The organism is Streptomyces sp. Ru72 (assembly GCF_002920635.1).
Classification (GTDB): domain Bacteria; phylum Actinomycetota; class Actinomycetes; order Streptomycetales; family Streptomycetaceae; genus Streptomyces.
On sequence record NZ_PQSR01000024.1, the window covers coordinates 67455 to 86646 of the forward strand.

The window sequence follows — 19192 nt, forward strand, 5'->3', positions numbered from 1 at the left end:
TACGAGTGAGGGTGGGAACGTCCGCCCGCACCCTCCGGTCCCTCGGTGTCACGCGCGTCGGCGGGCCGCCTCGTACAGCACGACCCCCGCCGCCACACCGGCGTTGAGCGACTCGGCGCCGCCCGGCATCGGGATCCGCACCCGGAGGTCGCAGGTCTCGCCGACCAGCCGCGACAGTCCCTTGCCCTCGCTGCCGACGACGATGACGACCGGCCCTTCCAGCGCGTCCAGCTCACCGAGTTCGACGTCCCCGTCGGCGGCGAGCCCGACGACCGTGATCCCGGCCTTCTTGTACGCCTCCAGGGCGCGCGTCAGGTTGGTGGCGCGCGCGACCGGCGTACGGGCGGCCGTACCGGCGGACGTCTTCCACGCGCCGGCGGTCATCCCGGCCGCGCGCCGCTCGGGCACGACCACCCCGTGGCCGCCGAAGGCGGAGACGGAACGGACCACCGCGCCCAGGTTCCGCGGGTCGGTGACCCCGTCGAGCGCGACGATCAGCGGGTCCTCGCCCTCGTCGTAGGCGGCGTCGGCGAGGTCCTCCGGGTGCGCGTACTCGTACGGCGGGACCTGGAGGACGAGGCCCTGGTGGTTGAGCCCGTTCGTCATCCGGTCCAGCTCGGGGCGCGGCGCCTCCATGAGGTTGATGCCGCCGCGCTCGGCGGCGAGCTGAAGCGCCTCGCGCACGCGCTCGTCGTTGTCGATGAACTGCTGGACGTAGAGCGTGGAGGCGGGGACGCCCTCGCGCAGCGCCTCGACGACCGGGTTGCGCCCGACGACCAGCTCGGACGAGGACTTCCCGCCCGTACGACGCTGGGGGCGCCCCTGCGCGCGGCGCGCCTGCGCCTGTGCGGCGCGCTGCTTGGCGTGTCCCTTGCGCATCTCGGCGGGCGGAGTCGGGCCCTTGCCCTCCAGGCCCCGGCGTCGCTTGCCGCCGCTGCCGACCTGCGCGCCCTTCTTGCCGGACATGCGGCGGTTGTTCGCGGCCATGACCTACCTGTCTGTTGAAGCGTTCGTGTCTGTTGAAGCGTTCGTACGTACGTCCAGTACGTCTCTCACGTCTATGCAGTGTGCCGCCCGGAGGGCCGGGCGGCACAATCGATCATCGGATCGGCGGTGGGATCAGCGCGGGCCTAGCGTCCAGCGCGGGCCTTGCGGGCTGTCCTCGATGACGAGCCCTGACTGGTTGAGCTGGTCGCGGATGGCGTCCGCGGTGGCCCAGTCCTTGCGGGAGCGGGCCGCCTCGCGCTGCTGGAGCACCAGGCCCACCAGGCTGTCGACCACACCGTGCAGGTCCTCACCGCGGTCGCCCTCGCCGGCCCACTGGGCGTCGAGCGGGTCGAGGCCGAGGACGCCGAGCATGGCCCGCACCTCGGCGAGCCGGGCCACGGCGGCCTCCTTGTCGTCGGCCGCGAGCGCGCTGTTGCCCTGCCGGACGGTGGTGTGCACGACGGCGAGCGCCTGCGGCACACCCAGGTCGTCGTCCATGGCCTCGGCGAACGCGGGCGGCACCTCGGCGGCGGGCTCGACGACACCCCCGGCCTTCTCGACGACGCGCTGCACGAAGCCCTCGATGCGTGCGAACGCGGACTCGGCCTCGCGCAGGGACTCCTCGCTGTACTCGATCATCGAGCGGTAGTGCGGCGTGCCCAGGTAGTACCGCAGCACGATCGGCCGCCACTGCTTGACCATCTCGGAGACCAGCACCGAGTTGCCGAGGGACTTCGACATCTTCTCGCCGCTCATGGTGACCCAGGCGTTGTGCACCCAGTACCGGGCGAACTCGTCGCCGAAGGCCTTGGCCTGCGCGATCTCGTTCTCGTGGTGCGGGAAGATGAGGTCGAGGCCGCCGCCGTGGATGTCGAAGGCGGAGCCCAGGTACTTGTGCGCCATGGCGGAGCACTCCAGGTGCCACCCGGGGCGGCCCCGCCCCCACGGCGTCTCCCAGGTGGGCTCGCCGGGCTTCGCGGCCTTCCACATGGCGAAGTCGCGCGGGTCCCGCTTGCCGGTCTCCCCGACGCCGGAGGGCTGCTGGAGGTTCTCCAGCTCCTGGTTGGAGAGCTGGAGGTACTCCGGGAAGGACCGCACGTCGAAGTAGACGTTGCCGTCCGCCTCGTAGGCGTGCCCGCGCTCGATGAGACCCCGCATCATCTCGACCATCTCGGTGATGTGGCCGGTGGCGCGCGGCTCGTACGTCGGCGGGAGGCAGCCGAGCACGGTGTATCCCTCGTTGAAGGCGCGCTCGTTCTCGTACCCGATGGCCCACCAGGGGCGGCCCTGGTCCGCGGACTTCGCGATGATCTTGTCGTCGATGTCGGTGACGTTCCGGACGAAGGTCACCTGGTACCCGCGGTACTCGAACCACCGGCGCATGATGTCGAAGTTGAGGCCCGAGCGGATGTGCCCGATGTGCGGCGCGGCCTGCACGGTGGCGCCACACAGGTAGATCGAGACACAACCCGGCTTGAGCGGGGTGAAGTCACGGATCTGCCGGGCGCTGGTGTCGTACAGGCGAATAGTCACGAGTCCAGAGTAGTGGGCCGGGGCCGGTGTCCGGCGCCCAGCCCGCCAAGACCGTCACCCGATCATGCGGCGGACGCGGCAGGTCTCCCGCCTCAGAGCCGGCCCGCCACCTTCTGCGGCACCACCCGCACCACCACCCGGTCCGCGTCCTGCGCCGACGCCGGGTTGAACTCCGCGTATTTCTTCCCCGTGTACTTCAGCGACAGTTCGTCGATCAGTTCACGGGCACCCTCGGTGCTCATCTGGGCGGTGCCGCGGATCTCCGCGTACTCGTACGGCGCGTCGGGGTCCAGGACCACCACGCTCACCCGGGGGTCGCGGTCCAGGTTCAGCTTCTTGCGGCGGTCCACCGTGGTCGAGAAGAGGATGTCGTCACCGTCCCGCTTGACCCACACGGGGGACAGCTGCGGCCCGCCGTCGGGCTGGATCGTGCCGACGACGATGAAGACGGGGCCGTCGAGCAGGCTCTTGAGGCGGTCGGACAGTACGGCGGTCGGCATGGGTGCCTCCGGGACCTGGGTCATGTGTCGCTGGTCACTGTGCCGGTACCCTCCCACGCTCTCGGCACGCCCGCACCACGAGCGCCGTCGCCGGCACACCGGCCACGAGCACCGCCGCGAGTACGTCCGCACCACGAGCGCCGTCGTCATCACCCGAGCAGCGACGGGCCGACGGGAATGTCGTCGGCCCGGACGAGCGCCGCCATCAGCTCACGCGCACCACGAGCGCCGTCGCCACCGCCATCAGGCCCTCGTCCCTGCCGGGGAAGCCGAGGCCGTCCGTGGTGGCGCCCGAGACCGAGACCGGTGCGCCCGCCGCCTCCGAGAGGATCTTCTGCGCCTCGTCACGACGTTTGCCGATCTTCGGGCGCGGCCCCACCACCTGCACCGCGATGTTCCCGATCCGGAAGCCCGCCTCGCGCACGATCCGTGCCGCCTCCGCGAGCAGTGTCACCCCGGACGCCCCGGACCACTCGGGCCGCCCGGTGCCGAAGTGCTGCCCCAGGTCGCCGAGGCAGGCGGCGGAGAACAGGGCGTTGCACGCGGCGTGTGCGACCACGTCAGCGTCGGAGTGGCCCGCCAGGCCCGGCCCCTCGCCCTCCCACTTCAGGCCCGCGCACCACAGCTCGCGCCCCTCCTCGAAGGCGTGGATGTCGGTGCCGATGCCCACCTGGGGCAGCAGCGGCCCGCCCGGCGGGAGCCGGACGTCGGACGCCTCAGAACCCATCGGTGAGCCTCCTGCGGGTCAGGACCGCCTCCGCGAGCACCAGGTCCAGCGGTCGCGTGACCTTGAAGGCCTCCTCGTGGCCGGGGACCACGACGACCGGCAGCCCGAGTTGCTCCACCATGCTCGCGTCGTCCGTGACGTCGTCCGTGACGGTCTCGTGGGCGCGGAGCAGCGTCGCGCGGTCGAAGCCCTGCGGGGTCTGCACCGCGCGCAGCCGGGCGCGGTCGGGGGTGGCGACGACCGGTTCGGGTTCGCCGGGCACGGCGGCCGGCCGGACCTCCTTCACCGTGTCGGCGAGCGGCAGCGCCGGGACGACGGCCGGCGCGCCCTCCCGTACCGTCTCGATCACCGCGTCCACGGTGTCCACCGGCACCAGGGGGCGGGCCGCGTCGTGGACCAGGACGATCCCGTACTCGGGCGGCAGGGCGTCGAGGCCGAGTCGCACGGACTCCTGGCGTGTCTCGCCGCCGGGGACGACCAGGAAGTCCGTCCTCTCGGGCAGCGCGTGCGCGTCGAGCAGCGACTTGACCTCGGCGGTCCCCTCGGGCGGTGCCACGACGATGACGAGCGAGACCGCGCGGGACGCCGCCATCGCGCGCACGGCGTGGACGAGCATGGGAACGCCACCGAGCGCGCGGAGCGCCTTGGGGGCACCCGGGCCGAGGCGTACGCCCCGGCCGGCGGCCGGAATCACCGCGGCGGTACGGACGGCGGGTGGCTCGGTGGTCGAAGGGCGCGAATCGTCAGACATCGGTTCCTGTCAGGTTTGTGTGCTCGGCCGGGATGGGTATGGCCACACCGTGCCGGGCGCGACGCCTTGACCGGACCCTTCCGTGATTTCTGGTCGAGCCGACTGCCCGGGCCCGGCACGCCAAGTATCGGGGCTTCCCCGACGGCACAGGGATCCGGGCAGGGCTTTCACGTTCCGGTCTGTTGCACCTGGGGTTCGGGCCGCGGCGTCATGGGTACGTCGGGCAGTGACGGGTGCGAACATGCCGCAGCGCCCGGCGACATCTACCGTGTCATCGGGCACCGCGGCATCGCGTGTGTGCTGTGCGCCGGTCGGTCCGCCGCGCTCCTGTCCGGGGAGCGGGCAGGCCGGGTGAGGGCGTCAGGACGCGAGGACCTCGTCGAGCAGCGCCTCGGCCTTGTCCTCGTTCGTGTTCTCCGCGAGGGCGAGCTCGCTCACCAGGATCTGCCGGGCCTTGGCGAGCATCCGCTTCTCACCGGCGGAGAGTCCGCGCTCGCGCTCACGGCGCCACAGGTCACGCACGACTTCCGCGACCTTGATGACGTCGCCGGAGGCGAGCTTCTCCAGGTTTGCCTTGTAACGACGAGACCAGTTCGTGGGCTCCTCGGCGTACGGCGCGCGCAGCACCTCGAAGACCCGGTCCAGCCCGTCCTGACCGACCACATCACGCACGCCGACGAACTCCGCATTGTCCGCTGGCACACGCACCGTCAGGTCGCCCTGGGCGACCTTCAGCACCAAGTAGGTCTTGTCCACGCCTTTGATCTGGCGAGTTTCGATGGCCTCGATCAGCGCGGCCCCGTGATGGGGATAGACCACGGTGTCGCCAACCTTGAACGTCATGTGACAGGTACCCCTTCCGTGGCTATCCAGGGTAACACGGAAACCGCGTCTTCTGAATGGCGTTTTCGCAGGTCAGGGCATATCTCGGGGCTTGACAAGCGCGACCGGAACGTGCTTCGAGGGGTGAGCGGAAGAGGGTATTCGCAGGTCGGAGCGGCTGTGCGGGCGGGGCGAAACCCGGGCGTTACGCACGCCGCACGGCTCCGAGCGTGCCGGGAACATCCTGTTTTGTCCACCCCCAAGTGATCGACTTCCGCTACTCCGTTCGGTGTGCGGAGGCGGGTACGAGTCGAATCCGGAATTGATCAAGGGCTCCGGCGAGGCGCGCTTGTTGTGCCGGTGATCGCTTTTCGGCACCCGCCCCGCAACCCTGCTCGCATTCCTTGCAGGAAATCCCCGGGGACGGCGAGGAACGCTTATGTGAATGCTGAGCCATGGGTGGTCAAAGTGGCAGGAGTGACGAAGCCCGGCCGGGGGCGGACGGGGCCGCCGCATGATGAACCGCCGTGATGCCCGCGCGTCGTCCTGGCAGCGCCGGGCTCGCGCCGCGCCGCGGGCCCGGACCGCGCGAGGCGAAGTGTCGGGCTTGGGGAGGGTCGGGTGCGGTGGGCCGGGAGCGGCTCGGTAACCTAAGGCCGCTGACAGATCCTTAGGGCGGCTTTACAAGTCGCTACGCTCGAGTCAAGGAGTTGCCGCCGCCGTGAGCAGCAGCCTTCGACGCGGCGCCCTCGCCGCCGCCGCCATCGCGTTCTCGATCGCCTCGCTCGCCGCCTGCGGCGCCGGCAACGACAGCCAGACGCTCCAGGTCAAGCCGGACAACGCGGCGACCAGCGTCGGAAACATCAAGATCCAGAACGCGCTCGTCATCACCCAGCCGGACCCGAAGTCCACCGGGCCCGCCGTGATCTCCGCGACGATCTTCAACGCCGGCCGCACGGACCAGACGCTGGACTCCATCACGGTCGACGGCAGCGGCAAGACCGCGGAGCTCAGCCCCGCCTCGGGCAAGGGCGAGCTGACCATCCCCGCCGGCGGCTCCGTCGTGATCGGCGGCAAGGGCAACGCCTCCGCGGTGCTGCCGAGCAGCCGGGAGGCCGTGCAGGACGGCAACGCGCAGAAGATCACGTTCAGCTTCAGCGAGGCCGGGGACGTGAGCCTGCGGGCGTTCGTGGTCCCGGCCGAGAGCTACTTCACCAAGTGGGGCCCGAGCAACATCCCGTCGCCGTCGGCCACCGCCTCCCCGGCCACGTCGGGCTCCCCCAAGCCGGGCTCCCCCAAGCCGTCGACGTCGGTGCAGGGTTCCCCGGCCGCGGGCGCCGAGAGGTCCCCGTCGTCGACCCCGTCGAAGTCCCCCAGCCACTGAGGGACTCCCGGACCCGTACGACGAAGGGCGGTACCCCGCTGGGGGTGCCGCCCTTCGTCGTACGGGTCCGCGTGGCAGGCGGGCACGGCCGCCGACCGTGCGGCACCCCCACGTGCGAAGGGCGGCACTCCGCGCAGGAGTCCCGCCCTTCGTCGTGCGATGCGTGCGCCGACACGCGCCGCGGTGACGCCGCCGTTTCGGCTTACGGCTCGAACTTGTAGCCGAGGCCGCGGACCGTCACCAGGTAGCGCGGGGCGCCCGGGTCCGGTTCGATCTTGGCGCGCAGGCGCTTGACGTGGACGTCGAGGGTCTTGGTGTCGCCCACGTAGTCCGCGCCCCAGACACGGTCGATGAGCTGCATGCGGGTCAGCACGCGCCCCGCGTTGCGCAGCAGCATCTCCAACAGGTCGAACTCCTTCAGCGGCAGGTCGACCTTCGATCCGGAGACCGTGACCACGTGGCGGTCGACGTCCATCCGCACCGGACCGGCCTCCAGCGCGGCTGGCGTCACCTCCTCCGGCTCGCCCCGGCGGCGCAGTACGGCCCGGATCCGGGCGACCAGCTCCCGCGAGGAGAACGGCTTGGTGACGTAGTCGTCGGCTCCTATCTCCAGCCCGACGACCTTGTCGATCTCGCTGTCCTTGGCGGTCACCATGATGACGGGGACGTTCGAGCGGCCGCGCAGCTGGCGGCACACCTCGGTGCCGGGCAGCCCCGGCAGCATCAGGTCGAGGAGGACGAGGTCGGCGCCGTTGCGCTCGAACTCGTCGAGTCCGTCGGGCCCGGTGGTCGCGACGGCGACCTCGAAGCCCTCCTTGCGGAGCATGTACGACAGGGCGTCGGAGAAGGACTCCTCGTCCTCGACGACGAGCACTCGGGTCACGGAAGGACCTCCGGGGCGGGAAGCGGTTCGTACGGGGATGAGACGGTGGGGGTCGTCCCGTAGGGCCGGCCGTCCTCGTCTTCGAGGCCGGCCGGATGGTCGGTCGCACGGTCGCGGGCCGCACCCGCCTCCGGCAGCCGCAGGGTGAAGGTGGAGCCCTGACCCTCGGAGCTCCACACCGTGACCTCCCCGCCGTGCGAGGCGGCCACATGCTTGACGATCGCGAGACCGAGGCCCGTGCCGCCCGTGGCACGGGAGCGGGCCGGGTCGACGCGGTAGAAGCGCTCGAAGATGCGCTCCTTGTCCTTGTCCGAGATGCCGATGCCCTGGTCGGTGACGGCGATCTCGATGAGGTCGCCGCCCTGCGCGGACACCCGGCGGGCGGCGATGCCGACGCGGGTGCGTGCGGGCGAGTAGTTGACGGCGTTCTCCACGAGGTTGCCGAGGGCGGCGGCGAGCTGCCCGCGGTTGCCCCACACGTGCAGTTCCGCCGTGCCTCCGGTGGCCATGGTGATCTGCTTGGTGGTGGCCGCGTGCCGGCAGCGGTCGATGGCCTCGGCGACCAGTTCGTCGACGCGCACGGGCTCGGCGTCCTCCAGCGGGTCGTCGTTCTGCACCCGGGAGAGGTCGATGAGTTCCTGCACGAGGTTGGTCAGGCGGGTGGCCTCGACCTGCATCCGGCCCGCGAAGCGCTGCACGGCCTCGGGGTCGTCGGAGGCGTCCATCACCGCCTCGGAGAGCAGCGACAGGGCACCCACCGGTGTCTTCAGCTCATGGCTGACGTTCGCCACGAAGTCGCGGCGCACCGCCTCTATCCGGCGGGCCTCGGTGAGGTCCTCGACGAGCAGCAGGACCAGCCGGGAGCCGAGCGGCGCCACGCGCGCGGAGACGGCCAGCGCCTCCCCGCGTCCGGTGCCGCGCCGCGGCAGGTCGAGCTCGACCTGGCGTATCTCGCCGTCGCGCCGGGTGTCGTGCGCCATGTGGAGCATCGGCTCGACGGCGAGCCTGCCGCCGCGCACCAGCCCGAGCGCATAGGCTGCGGAGCTGGCCTTGACGACGGCGTCGGCCTCGTCGAGGACGACGGCCGAGGAGCGCAGGACGGACAGCACCGTGTCCACGCCCGGCGGCAGCACGGGGTCGGTGTGCAGGGAAGTGCGGGTGGGGCGCTTCTGGTCGCGCTCGCTCCAGCGGAACGCCAGCATGGCGATGACACCGGTGAGCACTCCGGCGATCGCTGCCGCTGCGGCGACCGCCGCGTTCACGTCCATGCGTCCAGATTAGGCAGGCCGTCGCGCCTGCCCACAGCCATCGGAGTGCGACCTCGAACACTCGTCGCCCAGAGTTCACCTGGGAGCCAGTACTGGTTCATTTGGGATGGCGGAAACAGTCGCGTACGGGCCGGAACGTGGGAGCGTGGGGTGCGTAGGGCGCCGTGTCCGCCGTGTTCTCGTCATGGTGACGACGGCCCCCGGCCCCGGCCCCCCGGAGCAGACGTGAGAGAGGGACACCCAGATGCGGGACGCGTACCACGAGGAACTTGACTCGATCGGTGACAGCCTGGTCGAGATGGCCCGGCTGGTCGGGTCGGCGATCGGGCGTGCCACGACGGCCATCCTCGACGCCGACCTGAAGCTGGCGGAGGCCGTGATCGAGGCCGACCAGAAGGTCGACGACCTCCAGCACGACCTGGAGGCGCGCGCGATAGCCCTCCTGGCCCGCCAGCAGCCGGTGGCGACGGATCTGCGCATCGTGGTGACGTCGCTCAGGATGAGCGCGGACCTCGAGCGCTCGGGCGACCTGGCCCAGCACGTCGCGAAGCTGGCCCGGTTGCGCTTCCCCCAGCGCGCCGTGCCGCATGACCTGCACGCCACCATCCTGGAGATGGGCCAGCTCGCCCAGCGCCTGATGGCCAAGGCGGCCGAGGTGATCATCACCAAGGACGTCGACCTGGCGCTGCAGCTCGAGCAGGACGACGACGAGATGGACCTGCTGCACCGCACCCTCTTCCAGCACCTGATCGACGAGCGCTGGAGGCACGGCATCGAGACCGCCGTGGACGTGACCCTGCTGGGCCGCTACTACGAGCGCTACGCCGACCACGCGGTCGCGGTGGCCAAGCGTGTGGTGTACCTGGTGACCGGTGAGCACGCGGACGACATCCAGCCCGATGTCCAGCCGGTGACGGGCGTCGAGGGCGCGTGACGGGGAGCCCGCAAGGGGCCTGAAGAAGGCCGGCCGGGCGTGTACGAGCCCCCGTGCGCCGTTGATGCGCCCGGCCCAGCGGGCATGCAATGGGCGGAGGCACCAGTCTCGACATCCTTCGAGGAGGGACCCATGGCCGAGACCCCGAGCACGCCCGACCCCACGCAGGAGCGCGAGACCCACCAGCCCACCGAGATCACAAGCCTGCCGCTGGTCGGCGCCTGCGGCTGCGGCTCCGGCTGCGGATGCGGGTGCCAGTCGGGCGCGCCCTGCCAGTGCGGCTGACGGCGCATCTCGCTCGCCGGCTCGACAGCTCGACAACGGAACACGGATCTGCGACGACGAGGGGCCCCGGCGCGCTGCCGGGGCCCCTCGTATGCGTGGGGAAGCCCACGAGCGCAGCATGAAAGAGAAGGAAGGAAAGGAGGGGAAGGAAAGGAACGACGGGGGCGGACCAGGAACGAGGTACCAAGCCATGGCCCAGTTCATGGACATCCACCGCGGTATGCAGGGCATCACGGCCGATCAGCTGAGCGAGGCCCACCAGGCCGACCTCGCCATCGAGGAGGAAGAGGGCGTGCACTTCCAGCACGCATGGGCGGACCCGGAGTCGGGAACGGTCTACTGCCTGTCCGAGGCTCCTTCCGCCGAGGCGGTCCAGCGCATCCACGAACGCGCAGGCCACAAGGCGGACGAGATCCACCCGGTCCCCCTGTCGACCTGAGGCCGCCGACCCCCCTGTCGACCTGACGCCGCCGTCGGCCGGGCACCGGCTCAACAGGCGTACACCTCGAACGGTTGACCGACACATGGCAATGATTGAGTAAAACCGCCTCCACCGGAAATGGTGCGCACTCGCGCGGTGTTCGACTTCTCGGAGGGTGTTCCGCGCCGTCCGCTCAGGCATGCCCGCAGCAAGGAGGAACGCCACGTGAGCCAGTACGTCACCAGGCTCGGGCGTCGCTCTCCGGCGACCACCTCGCGGCTGCGGCTGCCGCACCGCAGGCCCCGCCGTGTGGCCATGCTCTCCGTGCACACCTCACCGCTGCACCAGCCCGGCACGGGGGACGCCGGCGGCATGAACGTCTACATCGTGGAGCTGGCCCAGCGGCTCGCCGCCCTGGGCATCGAGGTCGAGGTCTTCACCCGGGCCACCACGGCCGCCCTCCCGCCGACCGTCCAGCTGGCCCCGGGCGTGCTCGTCCGGCACGTCGACGCCGGACCGTACGAGGGGCTGGCCAAGGAGGACCTCCCGGCCCAGCTGTGCGCCTTCACGCACGGCGTGATGCAGGCGTGGGCCGGTCACCGCCCCGGCTACTACGACCTCGTGCACTCCCACTACTGGCTCTCCGGCCACGTCGGCTGGCTGGCCGCCCAGCGCTGGGGCGTCCCGCTGGTCCACGCCATGCACACCATGGCCAAGGTCAAGAACGCCAACCTCGCCGAGGGCGACAGCCCCGAACCCGCCGCCCGCGTCATCGGCGAGATGCAGATCGTGGCCGCCGCCGACCGGCTCATCGCCAACACCTCCGAAGAGGCCGACGAACTCGTACGCCACTACGCCGCCGACCCCGGCAAGGTGGCCGTCGTCCACCCCGGGGTGAACCTCGAGCGCTTCCGGCCCGCCGACGGCCGGGCCGCCGCCCGCGCCCGGCTCGGGCTGCCGCAGGACGCGCTGATCCCGCTCTTCGCCGGGCGCATACAGCCCCTCAAGGCGCCCGACGTGCTGCTGCGCGCCGTCGCCGTCCTCCTCGACGAGCGCCCCGAGCTGCGCTCCCGCATCGTCGTGCCCGTCGTGGGAGGCCCCAGCGGCAGCGGGCTCGCCAGGCCGGAGGGGCTGCAGAAGCTCGCCGCCCGGCTGGGCATATCCGACGTCGTCCGCTTCCGGCCGCCGGTGCGGCAGGACCAGCTCGCCGACTGGTTCCGCGCCGCGTCCGTCCTGGTGATGCCGTCGTACAGCGAGTCCTTCGGGCTCGTCGCGATCGAGGCGCAGGCCGTCGGCACGCCGGTCCTGGCGGCCGCGGTCGGAGGGCTGCCCGTCGCCGTGCGGGACGGGCACACCGGGTTCCTGGTCGAGGGCCACGATCCCGCCGCGTACGCGCGCGTGCTGCGCGACTTCGCCGACGACCGGCAGCTGTGCGCCCGGATGGGCGAGGCCGCGGCCCGGCACGCCCGGTCGTTCGGCTGGGACGCGGCGGCCTCCGCGACCGCCGGGGTGTACACGGAGGCCATGCAGGCCCACCGGCGCCGGGCGCGCGCCCACCACGGCTAGAGCCTGCCTTTCGGATCAGGTCGGCGAAGGACCGTTCCGTACGGCCGACCTGATCCGTAAGACAGGCCCACACCTCGCGTACGCTGCCTGGCATGTCCGATGAGCAGCGGGCCGCACAGGTCATCGAAGGGGTCTTGAGGGACGCCGAACTGGAGTGGGAGAGCCCGCAGTCGGGCTCGTACGTCGTGAAGCTCCCCGGGACGCGCAAGCTGTCGACGACCGTCTCACTGATCGTCGGCCGGCACTCGCTGTCCCTCAACGCCTTCGTGATCCGCCACCCCGACGAGAACGAGCCCGCGGTGCACCGCTGGTTGCTGGAGCGCAACCTCAAGCTCTACGGGGTGAGTTACGCCGTCGACCCGCTCGGCGACATCTACCTCACCGGCCGGCTGCCGCTGGCCGCGGTCACCCCGGACGAGGTGGACCGACTGCTCGGCTCGGTCCTGGAGGCGGCGGACGGCAGTTTCAACACCCTTCTGGAGATGGGTTTCGCGTCCGCGATCCGGAAGGAGTACGCCTGGCGGGTGTCCCGCGGGGAGTCCACCCGCAACCTGGAGGCGTTCAGTCATCTGACCCGGGGCCCCGAGGACTGACCCTCCAGCACGACGGACCCGATACGGCCGCGGAACGTGTACGAGACCCAACGGGGCTGTGACCGGGGCGGGCCCAGTGGGTGCTGTGACCGGGGGCGAGGCCAGGGCTGCGCCGAGCGGGTGCCGTGACGGGGCGGGGCCGGCGGGAACCGTGGCCGGGGCTGCCGCCGTGGGGCGGGCCCCTCAGGCCGCGCCGACCTCCGCCGCCCCCGCTGTCTCCTTCTCCATTCCCTTCGCCGGCTCCTCCCCCGGGAGGCGGCGCATCAGCGCGGCGTAGCCGAACCCGGCCGCCGTACCGACCGCCGCGCACAGGCCCCACAGCCACTCCGCGCCGAGCCGGTCGATGACGAAGCCGGACAGCAGCGGCGCGATGAGCGAGGCCACCGACCAGGACAGGGTGTACATGCCCTGGTAGCGGCCGCGTCCGTGCACCGGGGAGAGGCGCACCACAAGGCCGGTCTGGGTGGGCGCGTTGACGATCTCCGCCAGTGTCCACACGCACACCGTCAGCGCGAAGACACCGACCGAGCCCGCGAAGGCGGTCAGCCCGAAGCCGTACCCCGCGAGCACGGAGGAGACCACCAGCAGCCGGCGCGGATCGCGGTGCTCGATGAAGCGGGTGACCGGGATCTGCAGCGCCACGATCAGTACCCCGTTGACGGCGATCGCCATGCCGTAGTCCGCGGGCGAGAACCCGGCCTCGCCCATGGCGACCGGCAGGCCGACGGACCCCTGCTGGAAGACGAGCGCGACGAGGAACGACAGCCCGACGACGCTCATGAAACGGCCGTCCCGCACGACGGTCCCGAGGCCGACGTCCCCCGCGGCCTCCTTGGCGGTGGGAGCGGGCCGCGACTCGGGCAGCTTCGCGAAGACGACGACGGCGCAGACCAACGTCATCCCCGCCTCGATCAGGAACCCGGCGAGATAGCTGAACTCGGCGATGAAACCCGCCGCCATGGAGGACACGGCGAAGCCGAGATTGATCGCCCAGTAGTTGAGGGAGAAGGCGCGCACCCGGTCCTCGGGGCGCACGATGTCGGCCATCATCGCCTGCACGGCGGGCCGGGAGGCGTTGCTCGCCATGCCGACGAAGAAGGCGACGGCGGCGATGGAGACGGGATCCCGCACGAACCCGAGCAGCGCCACGAAGCCCGCGGTCGACGTCTGGGCGACCAGCAGGGTGGGCCGCCGCCCGAGCCGGTCGGCCATCACGCCCGCGCCGAGCGCGGAGACGACACCGCCGAGCCCGTGCAGCGAGGCGACGAGACCCGCGTAGGAGGCGGAGTACCCGCGGTCCAGTGTCAGGTACAGCGCCATGAAGGTGGCGACGAAGGCGCCCAGCCGGTTGACGAGCGTGCTCGTCCACAGCCACCAGAACTCGCGGGGAAGCCCCGAGACGGTCTCGCGGGCGGCACGTCTGACGGCGGCGATCGACATGAGGGTCCCCCACGGACATAGGTACGTGTAAGCGGCTCGAACGGTGATCACAACTTACAGACGCGCGGCGCGGAGGGGCCACTCGATTAACAGATGCCGTCAACTGTCGTATGGCGCGGGTGCCGCTCGCCGGCCGGCTGTCCGCCTGCCGGGCGGGCCGTACGAAGGGGCGAATGCGTGGATTACGCTCTGAGGCATGGCCGACGCACCGTACAAGCTGATCCTCCTCCGCCACGGCGAGAGCGAGTGGAACGCGAAGAACCTGTTCACCGGCTGGGTGGACGTCAACCTGAACGAGAAGGGCGAGAAGGAGGCGGTCCGCGGCGGTGAGCTGCTCAAGGACGCCGGCCTGCTGCCCGACGTGGTCCACACGTCCCTCCAGAAGCGCGCGATCCGTACCGCGCAGCTGGCACTGGAGGCCGCCGACCGCCACTGGATCCCGGTCCACCGCACCTGGCGCCTGAACGAGCGCCACTACGGCGCCCTCCAGGGCAAGGACAAGGCGCAGACGCTTCAGGAGTTCGGCGAGGAGCAGTTCATGCTCTGGCGCCGCTCCTACGACGTGCCGCCGCCCCCGATCGAGGACGACTCGGAGTTCTCCCAGGCCGACGACCCGCGCTACGCGACGATCCCGCCGGAGCTGCGTCCGAGGACGGAGTGCCTCAAGGACGTCGTCTTCCGCATGCTCCCGTACTGGTACGACGGCATCGTCCCCGACCTCCTGGCGGGCCGCACGGTCCTGATCGCGGCCCACGGCAACAGCCTGCGCGCCCTGGTCAAGCACCTGGACGGCATCTCCGACGCCGACATCGCCGGCCTGAACATCCCGACGGGCATCCCGCTCTCCTACGAGCTGGACGCCGACTTCAAGCCGATCACCCCCGGCGGCACGTACCTCGACCCGGAGGCGGCCGCGGCGGCGATCGAGGCGGTCAAGAACCAGGGCAAGAAGAAGTAGGGTTTGTGATCATGCCTCCCACCTGCGCATATAGCGCGAGTGGGAGGCATTTTCGCGCCCTGGAACCTCGCTGGAACCTCAGCCCTCGTGATCTTGTGGCCTGAGTGCGACGGAGGCTGGGTCGGTGATGTCGAGCGCGATCGGCTTGGCACCGGGCAGCTCGGCCTGGTCGGGGTTGCGTGCTGCGGCGTAGACGGTAGCTCCGCGGCTGAGCAGTTCGGCGGCGAGGGCGCGGCCAAGGCCCCGGTTGGCTCCGGTGACGAGGGCGGTGCTGGTGCACAGGTCCACGGAAGGCTCCTGGTGCAGGTTGTGGCGTTGGGAGGATGGGGGTGTCGGTCAGGTAGGCAGCTGGTTGAGCTTGCGGATCTGCCGGTCGAAGGCCCGGGAGGGGACGAGGCGGCGCAGGGCGCTGACGCGTCCGGCGGTCGGCCCGGCGGGGTAGCGCAGCCTCGGCTTCGGGTCGGTCGCCGCAGCGACGATCGCCTTGGCGACGGTGGCGGGATCGTCGCCGTCCTTCATCGCCGCGCCCATCACGCGCTCGAAGACCTGCCGCTGCTGCTCGTAGACCGGCAGAGGCGTGGCGGGTTTCGGGGAGTTGGCCTCGAACGCGGTCCTGGTCACGGCGGGCTCGACGAGCAGTACGCGGACGCCGTGCTGGCGGACCTCGTGGTCCATGGACTCGGAGTAGCCCTCGACCGCGTGCTTGGACGCGGCGTAGGCGGCCATGTACGGCGCGGGGACGAACCCGAGGACGGACGAGATGTTGATGATCCGGCCGCGGCCTTGGGCGCGCATGTGCGGCAGGACGGCCTTGGTCATGCGGATCAGGCCGAAGACGTTGATGTCGAACAGCTGCTGGTCCTGGGCAAGGGAGCGTTCCTCGCCGGCGCCGGCGGAGCCGATGCCGGCGTTGTTGACCAGGACGTCGATCCGCCCGAACTTCTCGATCACGCGGTCGACCGCGCGGGCGACCGAGGTGTCGCTGGCCACGTCGAGGTCGAGGAACGTCACGCCGTCGCGGCGGGCATCCCCGGAGGCTCGGCGGCTCGTTCCGACGACCTCGAATCCTGCGTCGACGAGCGCGAGCGCGGCCGCCTTGCCGATGCCTGACGATGCTCCGGTCACGAGTGCTACCGGCCGGTTTGTGGTCATGTTGGGGCCTCCTCAGCGATTGGATTATGACCGTAATGCAATTACTCTAGGATGGGAGTCGACAGGCGGCAAGCGGCCTCCCGGCCGGAGCGACGAGGAGGAGTGCGTGGCGCGCTACACGAAAGACCACAAGCAGGCGACGCGGCAGCGGATCATCGACGCGGCCGGCCGCCGGTTCAAGAAGGACGGCATCGACGGTTCCGGGATCTCAACGCTCATGGCGGACGCGGGCCTGACCAACGGCGCCTTCTACGCCCACTTCGCCTCCAAGGAGGACCTCGTCGCGAACGCCGTCGCCGACCAGTTGGGCTTGCAGAACGCCAGCCTTGAAACGCTGGCGCATGGCCGCGCCGGGCTCGAACAGTTCGTCCGCGCGTACCTGTCCCCCGGACACCGCGACGACCCCGAGAACGGCTGCCCCACCGCCGCCCTACTCGACGAGATCGGACGCTGCACGGACGCGACCAAGCAGGCGTTCACCGGGGGCATGCTGGCCGTTATCGACGACATCGCAGCCCGTCTGGCACCCGACAACCCGCCCTCGGCACGCGCGCAGGCGCTCAGCGTCTTCGCCATGATGGTCGGGACCCTGCAACTCTCCCGCGCCCTGGCCGACCCCAAGCTCGCCGACGACGTCCTCGACCAGGGCGTCCACAACGCCCTCGCGCTGCTCGACGCCTCACCTGTGCGGTAGCCCCCTCTTCGCCTCGTGGACGAGCCTGGCTGCCCCACGGAAGGCGGCGCACAGGCGCTGCTGGTGCCGCGCCCCACTACCCAGTAGCCGCCCGCGTGCGGGAGCTCCCATGGCGAGTGGGCGACCGAAGAACGCCCCGGCCGAAGGGCGGTCCTTCTTCCTGACCCCGACTGGCCCTCACGCAAGGGAAGGCAGGGCCGGCTTGACTACCTCGAAGAGCGCGGCGCCATCGACGCGGCTGTCGAGGCGCTCGAACGTGCCTGGACTCAGTACGAGGCTTACCGGGCCGCTCAGACAGATACCCGAGCGGTCGGGAAGGCGGATTGCCTCATCCGCCGTAGATCGCGACCGCGCCAGGACCTGGAACCTGTCTGGAGCCTCCGAGGTCAACAAGCAACGACAGACAACGACCAACGACAACCGCCCAGCCGCAGGTCAGTTGGGGTATCCGCCCCCTGACCAGCCCCAAAAACGGGGCGGTCGAAACCCAGGGCAAGAAGAAGTAAGCGCCCACGAGTAGGCCCCTACCTGCGGTTTCTCCGCTGGGAGGGGGCTTTTCTCTCGCCCTGGGCCGTCTCTGGGCCGTCAGCCGCTTGACCGGGCCGTGCCCAGTGCTTCAGGAGGTCCGGCTCCGGCTGTTCTCTCGCCTCTGCCCGGGCTCCCACATCGCGGAGGGCCGAGACGGCTGCCGCCGCATCTTCCTGGGGCACGCCGGCGAGAATGACGGCGGGAACCCGCGTCGCCAGGACCTTGCCACGCCAGAGGCTCAGCCCCGTCAGCCGACGCACGACCTGGACGACGTCCGTCACGCGGTCACCAGGGTCGGTGAGCACCACGTCATGAGGCACGTCGTCGCACACCAGCAAGAAGTACTCGTCTGACATCGCTCTCCCCGCCTCCCCCGGTTCGGAGCCTACGAGCCCTCAACCGTCATGTCGCATCGTTTTGGTAGCGGCGAAGACAGCGGCCACAGCCTTGCGGGTGCGCTCCTGGCACGACGGCATGAGATGCGCGTACACGTGGAGAGTCGACCCGGGTCCGAGTGGCCCTGGTACTTGGCGAGAGCCTTGATGTTCTCCCCGGCGTCCAGGAGCACCAAGGCACCCGGCTGCGCTCCTGTCTTCGGTCCGCTCCGCGCGCGCTGCGCCGACGCGCGCCCACGTGTGGACAGGGCCGGAAGCCATGAGTCGATCACCGCGTAGAGCGGCCCGCGGTCACGACAATGCCTCCGGCGGGGGATCGGCCGGCACCGGGACGGGAGCTGGGGCAAGTCGTGGGTTCCTGCCAGAAACGGCAGCTCAGAGCGGTATCGGATCCATGCTTGCGAGGCCACGGCCGCGATAAGGTGCAACCTCCGTGAAGGGTGGTCTGGATCCAGCGGCTCTGCCCGACGCGAGGACGCGTGATGAACGTTCCTGCCACGAAAGGCCGTCGCTTCGGCGATATCGTCGTGCACGATGGGGAGCCGACTGGCGCGCGGACGTACAACGGCCAGAGCGTCGCCGTCTTCGACGAATTGCTGCTCTTCGAGGCCTCTTCGCTGCCGACGCTGCATGCGACCGTGAACGCAGCGGACGCATCCGACGTCGACGCCCTGGTGGCTTCGTTCTTCGCGCAGGACTTCGGCGCCGAGCCGGCGAGCAGCTTCCACATGCTGTGCGCATGCTGCAGCGAGGGCCGGGTCGACTGGGATGAGGCCAGCGTGCCGACACACGGCGGTTCACAGACTGTCTGGCTTGCCGCCCCTGAGACCGAGGCCCGGCAACTACTGGATGAGTGGGCGACGGGTGGCGCACGCAGCTGGAACGGACTGGAGCTGTTTGGTTGAGCCCCCGGGTAGTGAGCGGGGACTGGATCAAGAGAATCGTGCCGCGCAGTGGTCCCTCAGACCAACGCACACCAAGCCTCTGACGTGCACAGACCTCAACCGCCCTGGTGGGTGCTGACACACGTCGGCGTGGGCGTGGCGGGGCGCGCGACGCACCTTGACGGAGCGACGGCTTCGTCCTGAACAAGTAGGAGCCGTGCAAGGCGTCAGTCGGCCCAGGCCGGGCCGCCTCTGGGCCATCAGGTGCTCGGCGGTGATCAGGTGTCAGGGCGACCGGGCACCGGACGAGGGTCTTCCAGACGTAGCACGAGGGCACGTAGGGCATGGAGTTCGGCGTCCAGGGCCTGCGCACCTTGGCGGGTGAGGGCGATCCAGGTTCGGGGGCGCCGCCCGGCGTAGCCCTTCTCCACGGTGATCATTCCCGACTCCTCCAGCACCTTCAGGTGCCGGGAGAGGTTTCCGTCGG

20 protein-coding genes and 3 pseudogenes are annotated in these 19192 nt (G+C 70.6%); 9 read left to right on the plus strand and 14 right to left on the minus strand.

All coding sequences use genetic code 11. From position 1 onward, the window contains the following. Positions 1-48 precede the first annotated feature (48 nt). From rlmB to C3488_RS14585, 6 genes are all read right to left on the minus strand, one after another. Complete coding sequence (gene rlmB, locus C3488_RS14560) at positions 49-987, minus strand: 23S rRNA (guanosine(2251)-2'-O)-methyltransferase RlmB (protein WP_103839825.1); 939 nt, start codon at positions 985-987, stop codon at positions 49-51. Positions 988-1119: 132 nt separating this feature from the next. Further along, positions 1120-2520 carry a cysteine--tRNA ligase gene (gene cysS, locus C3488_RS14565; RefSeq protein WP_103839826.1) on the minus strand — a complete coding sequence of 467 codons (1401 nt, stop codon included), beginning with the start codon at positions 2518-2520 and terminating at the stop codon, positions 1120-1122. A 92-nt stretch (positions 2521-2612) separates the two neighbouring features. Next, positions 2613-3020, minus strand: a complete 408-nt coding sequence (locus C3488_RS14570; RefSeq protein WP_103839846.1) for a PPOX class F420-dependent oxidoreductase — start codon at positions 3018-3020, stop codon at positions 2613-2615. A 205-nt stretch (positions 3021-3225) separates the two neighbouring features. Next, positions 3226-3747, minus strand: coding sequence for a 2-C-methyl-D-erythritol 2,4-cyclodiphosphate synthase (gene ispF, locus C3488_RS14575; protein WP_103839827.1), 522 nt, complete (start codon positions 3745-3747; stop codon positions 3226-3228). Next, positions 3737-4498, minus strand: a complete 762-nt coding sequence (ispD, locus tag C3488_RS14580; RefSeq protein WP_103839828.1) for a 2-C-methyl-D-erythritol 4-phosphate cytidylyltransferase — start codon at positions 4496-4498, stop codon at positions 3737-3739. Before ispD ends, ispF begins: the two co-directional genes overlap by 11 nt. A 360-nt stretch (positions 4499-4858) precedes the next feature. Beyond that, on the minus strand, positions 4859-5341 hold the full coding sequence (locus C3488_RS14585) for a CarD family transcriptional regulator (RefSeq protein ID WP_003953493.1): 483 nt from the start codon (positions 5339-5341) through the stop codon (positions 4859-4861). Between the two features lie 700 nt (positions 5342-6041). Here C3488_RS14585 and C3488_RS14595 point away from each other — a divergent pair. After that, the gene (locus C3488_RS14595; RefSeq protein WP_103839829.1) at positions 6042-6704 is read left to right on the plus strand and encodes a DUF461 domain-containing protein; all 663 of its coding nucleotides are present in this window, start codon (positions 6042-6044) and stop codon (positions 6702-6704) included. A gap of 202 nt (positions 6705-6906) precedes the next feature. On the opposite strand, the gene C3488_RS14600 is transcribed toward C3488_RS14595, so the two are convergent. Together C3488_RS14600 and C3488_RS14605 are read right to left on the minus strand one after the other, a co-directional pair. After that, complete coding sequence (locus C3488_RS14600; protein ID WP_015659563.1) at positions 6907-7587, minus strand: response regulator transcription factor; 681 nt, start codon at positions 7585-7587, stop codon at positions 6907-6909. Continuing rightward, positions 7584-8855, minus strand: coding sequence for a cell wall metabolism sensor histidine kinase WalK (locus tag C3488_RS14605; protein ID WP_103839830.1), 1272 nt, complete (start codon positions 8853-8855; stop codon positions 7584-7586). The genes C3488_RS14600 and C3488_RS14605 overlap by 4 nt, the downstream gene beginning before the upstream one ends. Before the next feature lie 244 nt (positions 8856-9099). On the opposite strand from C3488_RS14605, the gene phoU reads away from it, so the two are divergent. The 5 genes from phoU to C3488_RS14625 all read left to right on the plus strand — a co-directional run bounded on the left by phoU (position 9100) and on the right by C3488_RS14625 (position 12654). Then, positions 9100-9789, plus strand: coding sequence for a phosphate signaling complex protein PhoU (gene phoU / locus C3488_RS14610; RefSeq protein WP_103839831.1), 690 nt, complete (start codon positions 9100-9102; stop codon positions 9787-9789). A gap of 132 nt (positions 9790-9921) precedes the next feature. Further along, on the plus strand, positions 9922-10074 hold the full coding sequence (locus tag C3488_RS40505) for a hypothetical protein (RefSeq protein WP_181139017.1): 153 nt from the start codon (positions 9922-9924) through the stop codon (positions 10072-10074). A gap of 190 nt (positions 10075-10264) precedes the next feature. Then, positions 10265-10513, plus strand: coding sequence for an SCO4226 family nickel-binding protein (locus tag C3488_RS14615; RefSeq protein WP_103839832.1), 249 nt, complete (start codon positions 10265-10267; stop codon positions 10511-10513). A 207-nt stretch (positions 10514-10720) separates the two neighbouring features. Further along, on the plus strand, positions 10721-12061 hold the full coding sequence (gene mshA, locus C3488_RS14620; protein ID WP_181139018.1) for a D-inositol-3-phosphate glycosyltransferase: 1341 nt from the start codon (positions 10721-10723) through the stop codon (positions 12059-12061). A 92-nt stretch (positions 12062-12153) separates the two neighbouring features. Further along, positions 12154-12654 carry a YbjN domain-containing protein gene (locus C3488_RS14625; RefSeq protein WP_103839834.1) on the plus strand — a complete coding sequence of 167 codons (501 nt, stop codon included), beginning with the start codon at positions 12154-12156 and terminating at the stop codon, positions 12652-12654. 183 nt (positions 12655-12837) lie between these two features. On the opposite strand, the gene C3488_RS14630 is transcribed toward C3488_RS14625, so the two are convergent. After that, positions 12838-14094 carry an MFS transporter gene (locus C3488_RS14630; RefSeq protein ID WP_103839835.1) on the minus strand — a complete coding sequence of 419 codons (1257 nt, stop codon included), beginning with the start codon at positions 14092-14094 and terminating at the stop codon, positions 12838-12840. Positions 14095-14290: 196 nt separating this feature from the next. Between C3488_RS14630 and C3488_RS14635 the strand changes: the two genes are divergently transcribed. Then, the gene (locus tag C3488_RS14635; protein WP_103839836.1) at positions 14291-15052 is read left to right on the plus strand and encodes a phosphoglyceromutase; all 762 of its coding nucleotides are present in this window, start codon (positions 14291-14293) and stop codon (positions 15050-15052) included. 105 nt (positions 15053-15157) lie between these two features. Here the strand turns inward: C3488_RS14635 and C3488_RS14640 are convergent. Further along, positions 15158-15340: pseudogene (locus C3488_RS14640) on the minus strand (SDR family NAD(P)-dependent oxidoreductase); the annotation flags it as partial. A 48-nt stretch (positions 15341-15388) separates the two neighbouring features. Continuing rightward, entirely contained in the window at positions 15389-16204 is an 816-nt protein-coding gene (locus C3488_RS14645) for an oxidoreductase (protein WP_103839837.1), read from the minus strand. A 106-nt stretch (positions 16205-16310) separates the two neighbouring features. Here C3488_RS14645 and C3488_RS14650 point away from each other — a divergent pair, with 106 nt between their 5' ends. Further along, positions 16311-16898 (plus strand): TetR/AcrR family transcriptional regulator, encoded by a 588-nt coding sequence (locus tag C3488_RS14650; protein ID WP_103839838.1) that lies wholly within the window; start codon positions 16311-16313, stop codon positions 16896-16898. Positions 16899-17512: 614 nt separating this feature from the next. Here C3488_RS14650 and C3488_RS14655 read toward each other — a convergent pair. Continuing rightward, positions 17513-17782 (minus strand): annotated as a pseudogene (locus C3488_RS14655) (ribosomal protein L7/L12); the annotation flags it as partial. Between the two features lie 39 nt (positions 17783-17821). Continuing rightward, a pseudogene (locus C3488_RS41560) lies at positions 17822-18000 on the minus strand (site-specific integrase); the annotation flags it as partial. A gap of 303 nt (positions 18001-18303) precedes the next feature. Here C3488_RS41560 and C3488_RS14665 point away from each other — a divergent pair. Beyond that, positions 18304-18726 carry a hypothetical protein gene (locus C3488_RS14665; RefSeq protein WP_103839840.1) on the plus strand — a complete coding sequence of 141 codons (423 nt, stop codon included), beginning with the start codon at positions 18304-18306 and terminating at the stop codon, positions 18724-18726. Positions 18727-18983: 257 nt separating this feature from the next. Here C3488_RS14665 and C3488_RS14670 read toward each other — a convergent pair. Further along, the coding region (locus C3488_RS14670) for a transcriptional regulator (protein WP_181139019.1) at positions 18984-19192 on the minus strand (209 nt) is incomplete at its 5' end.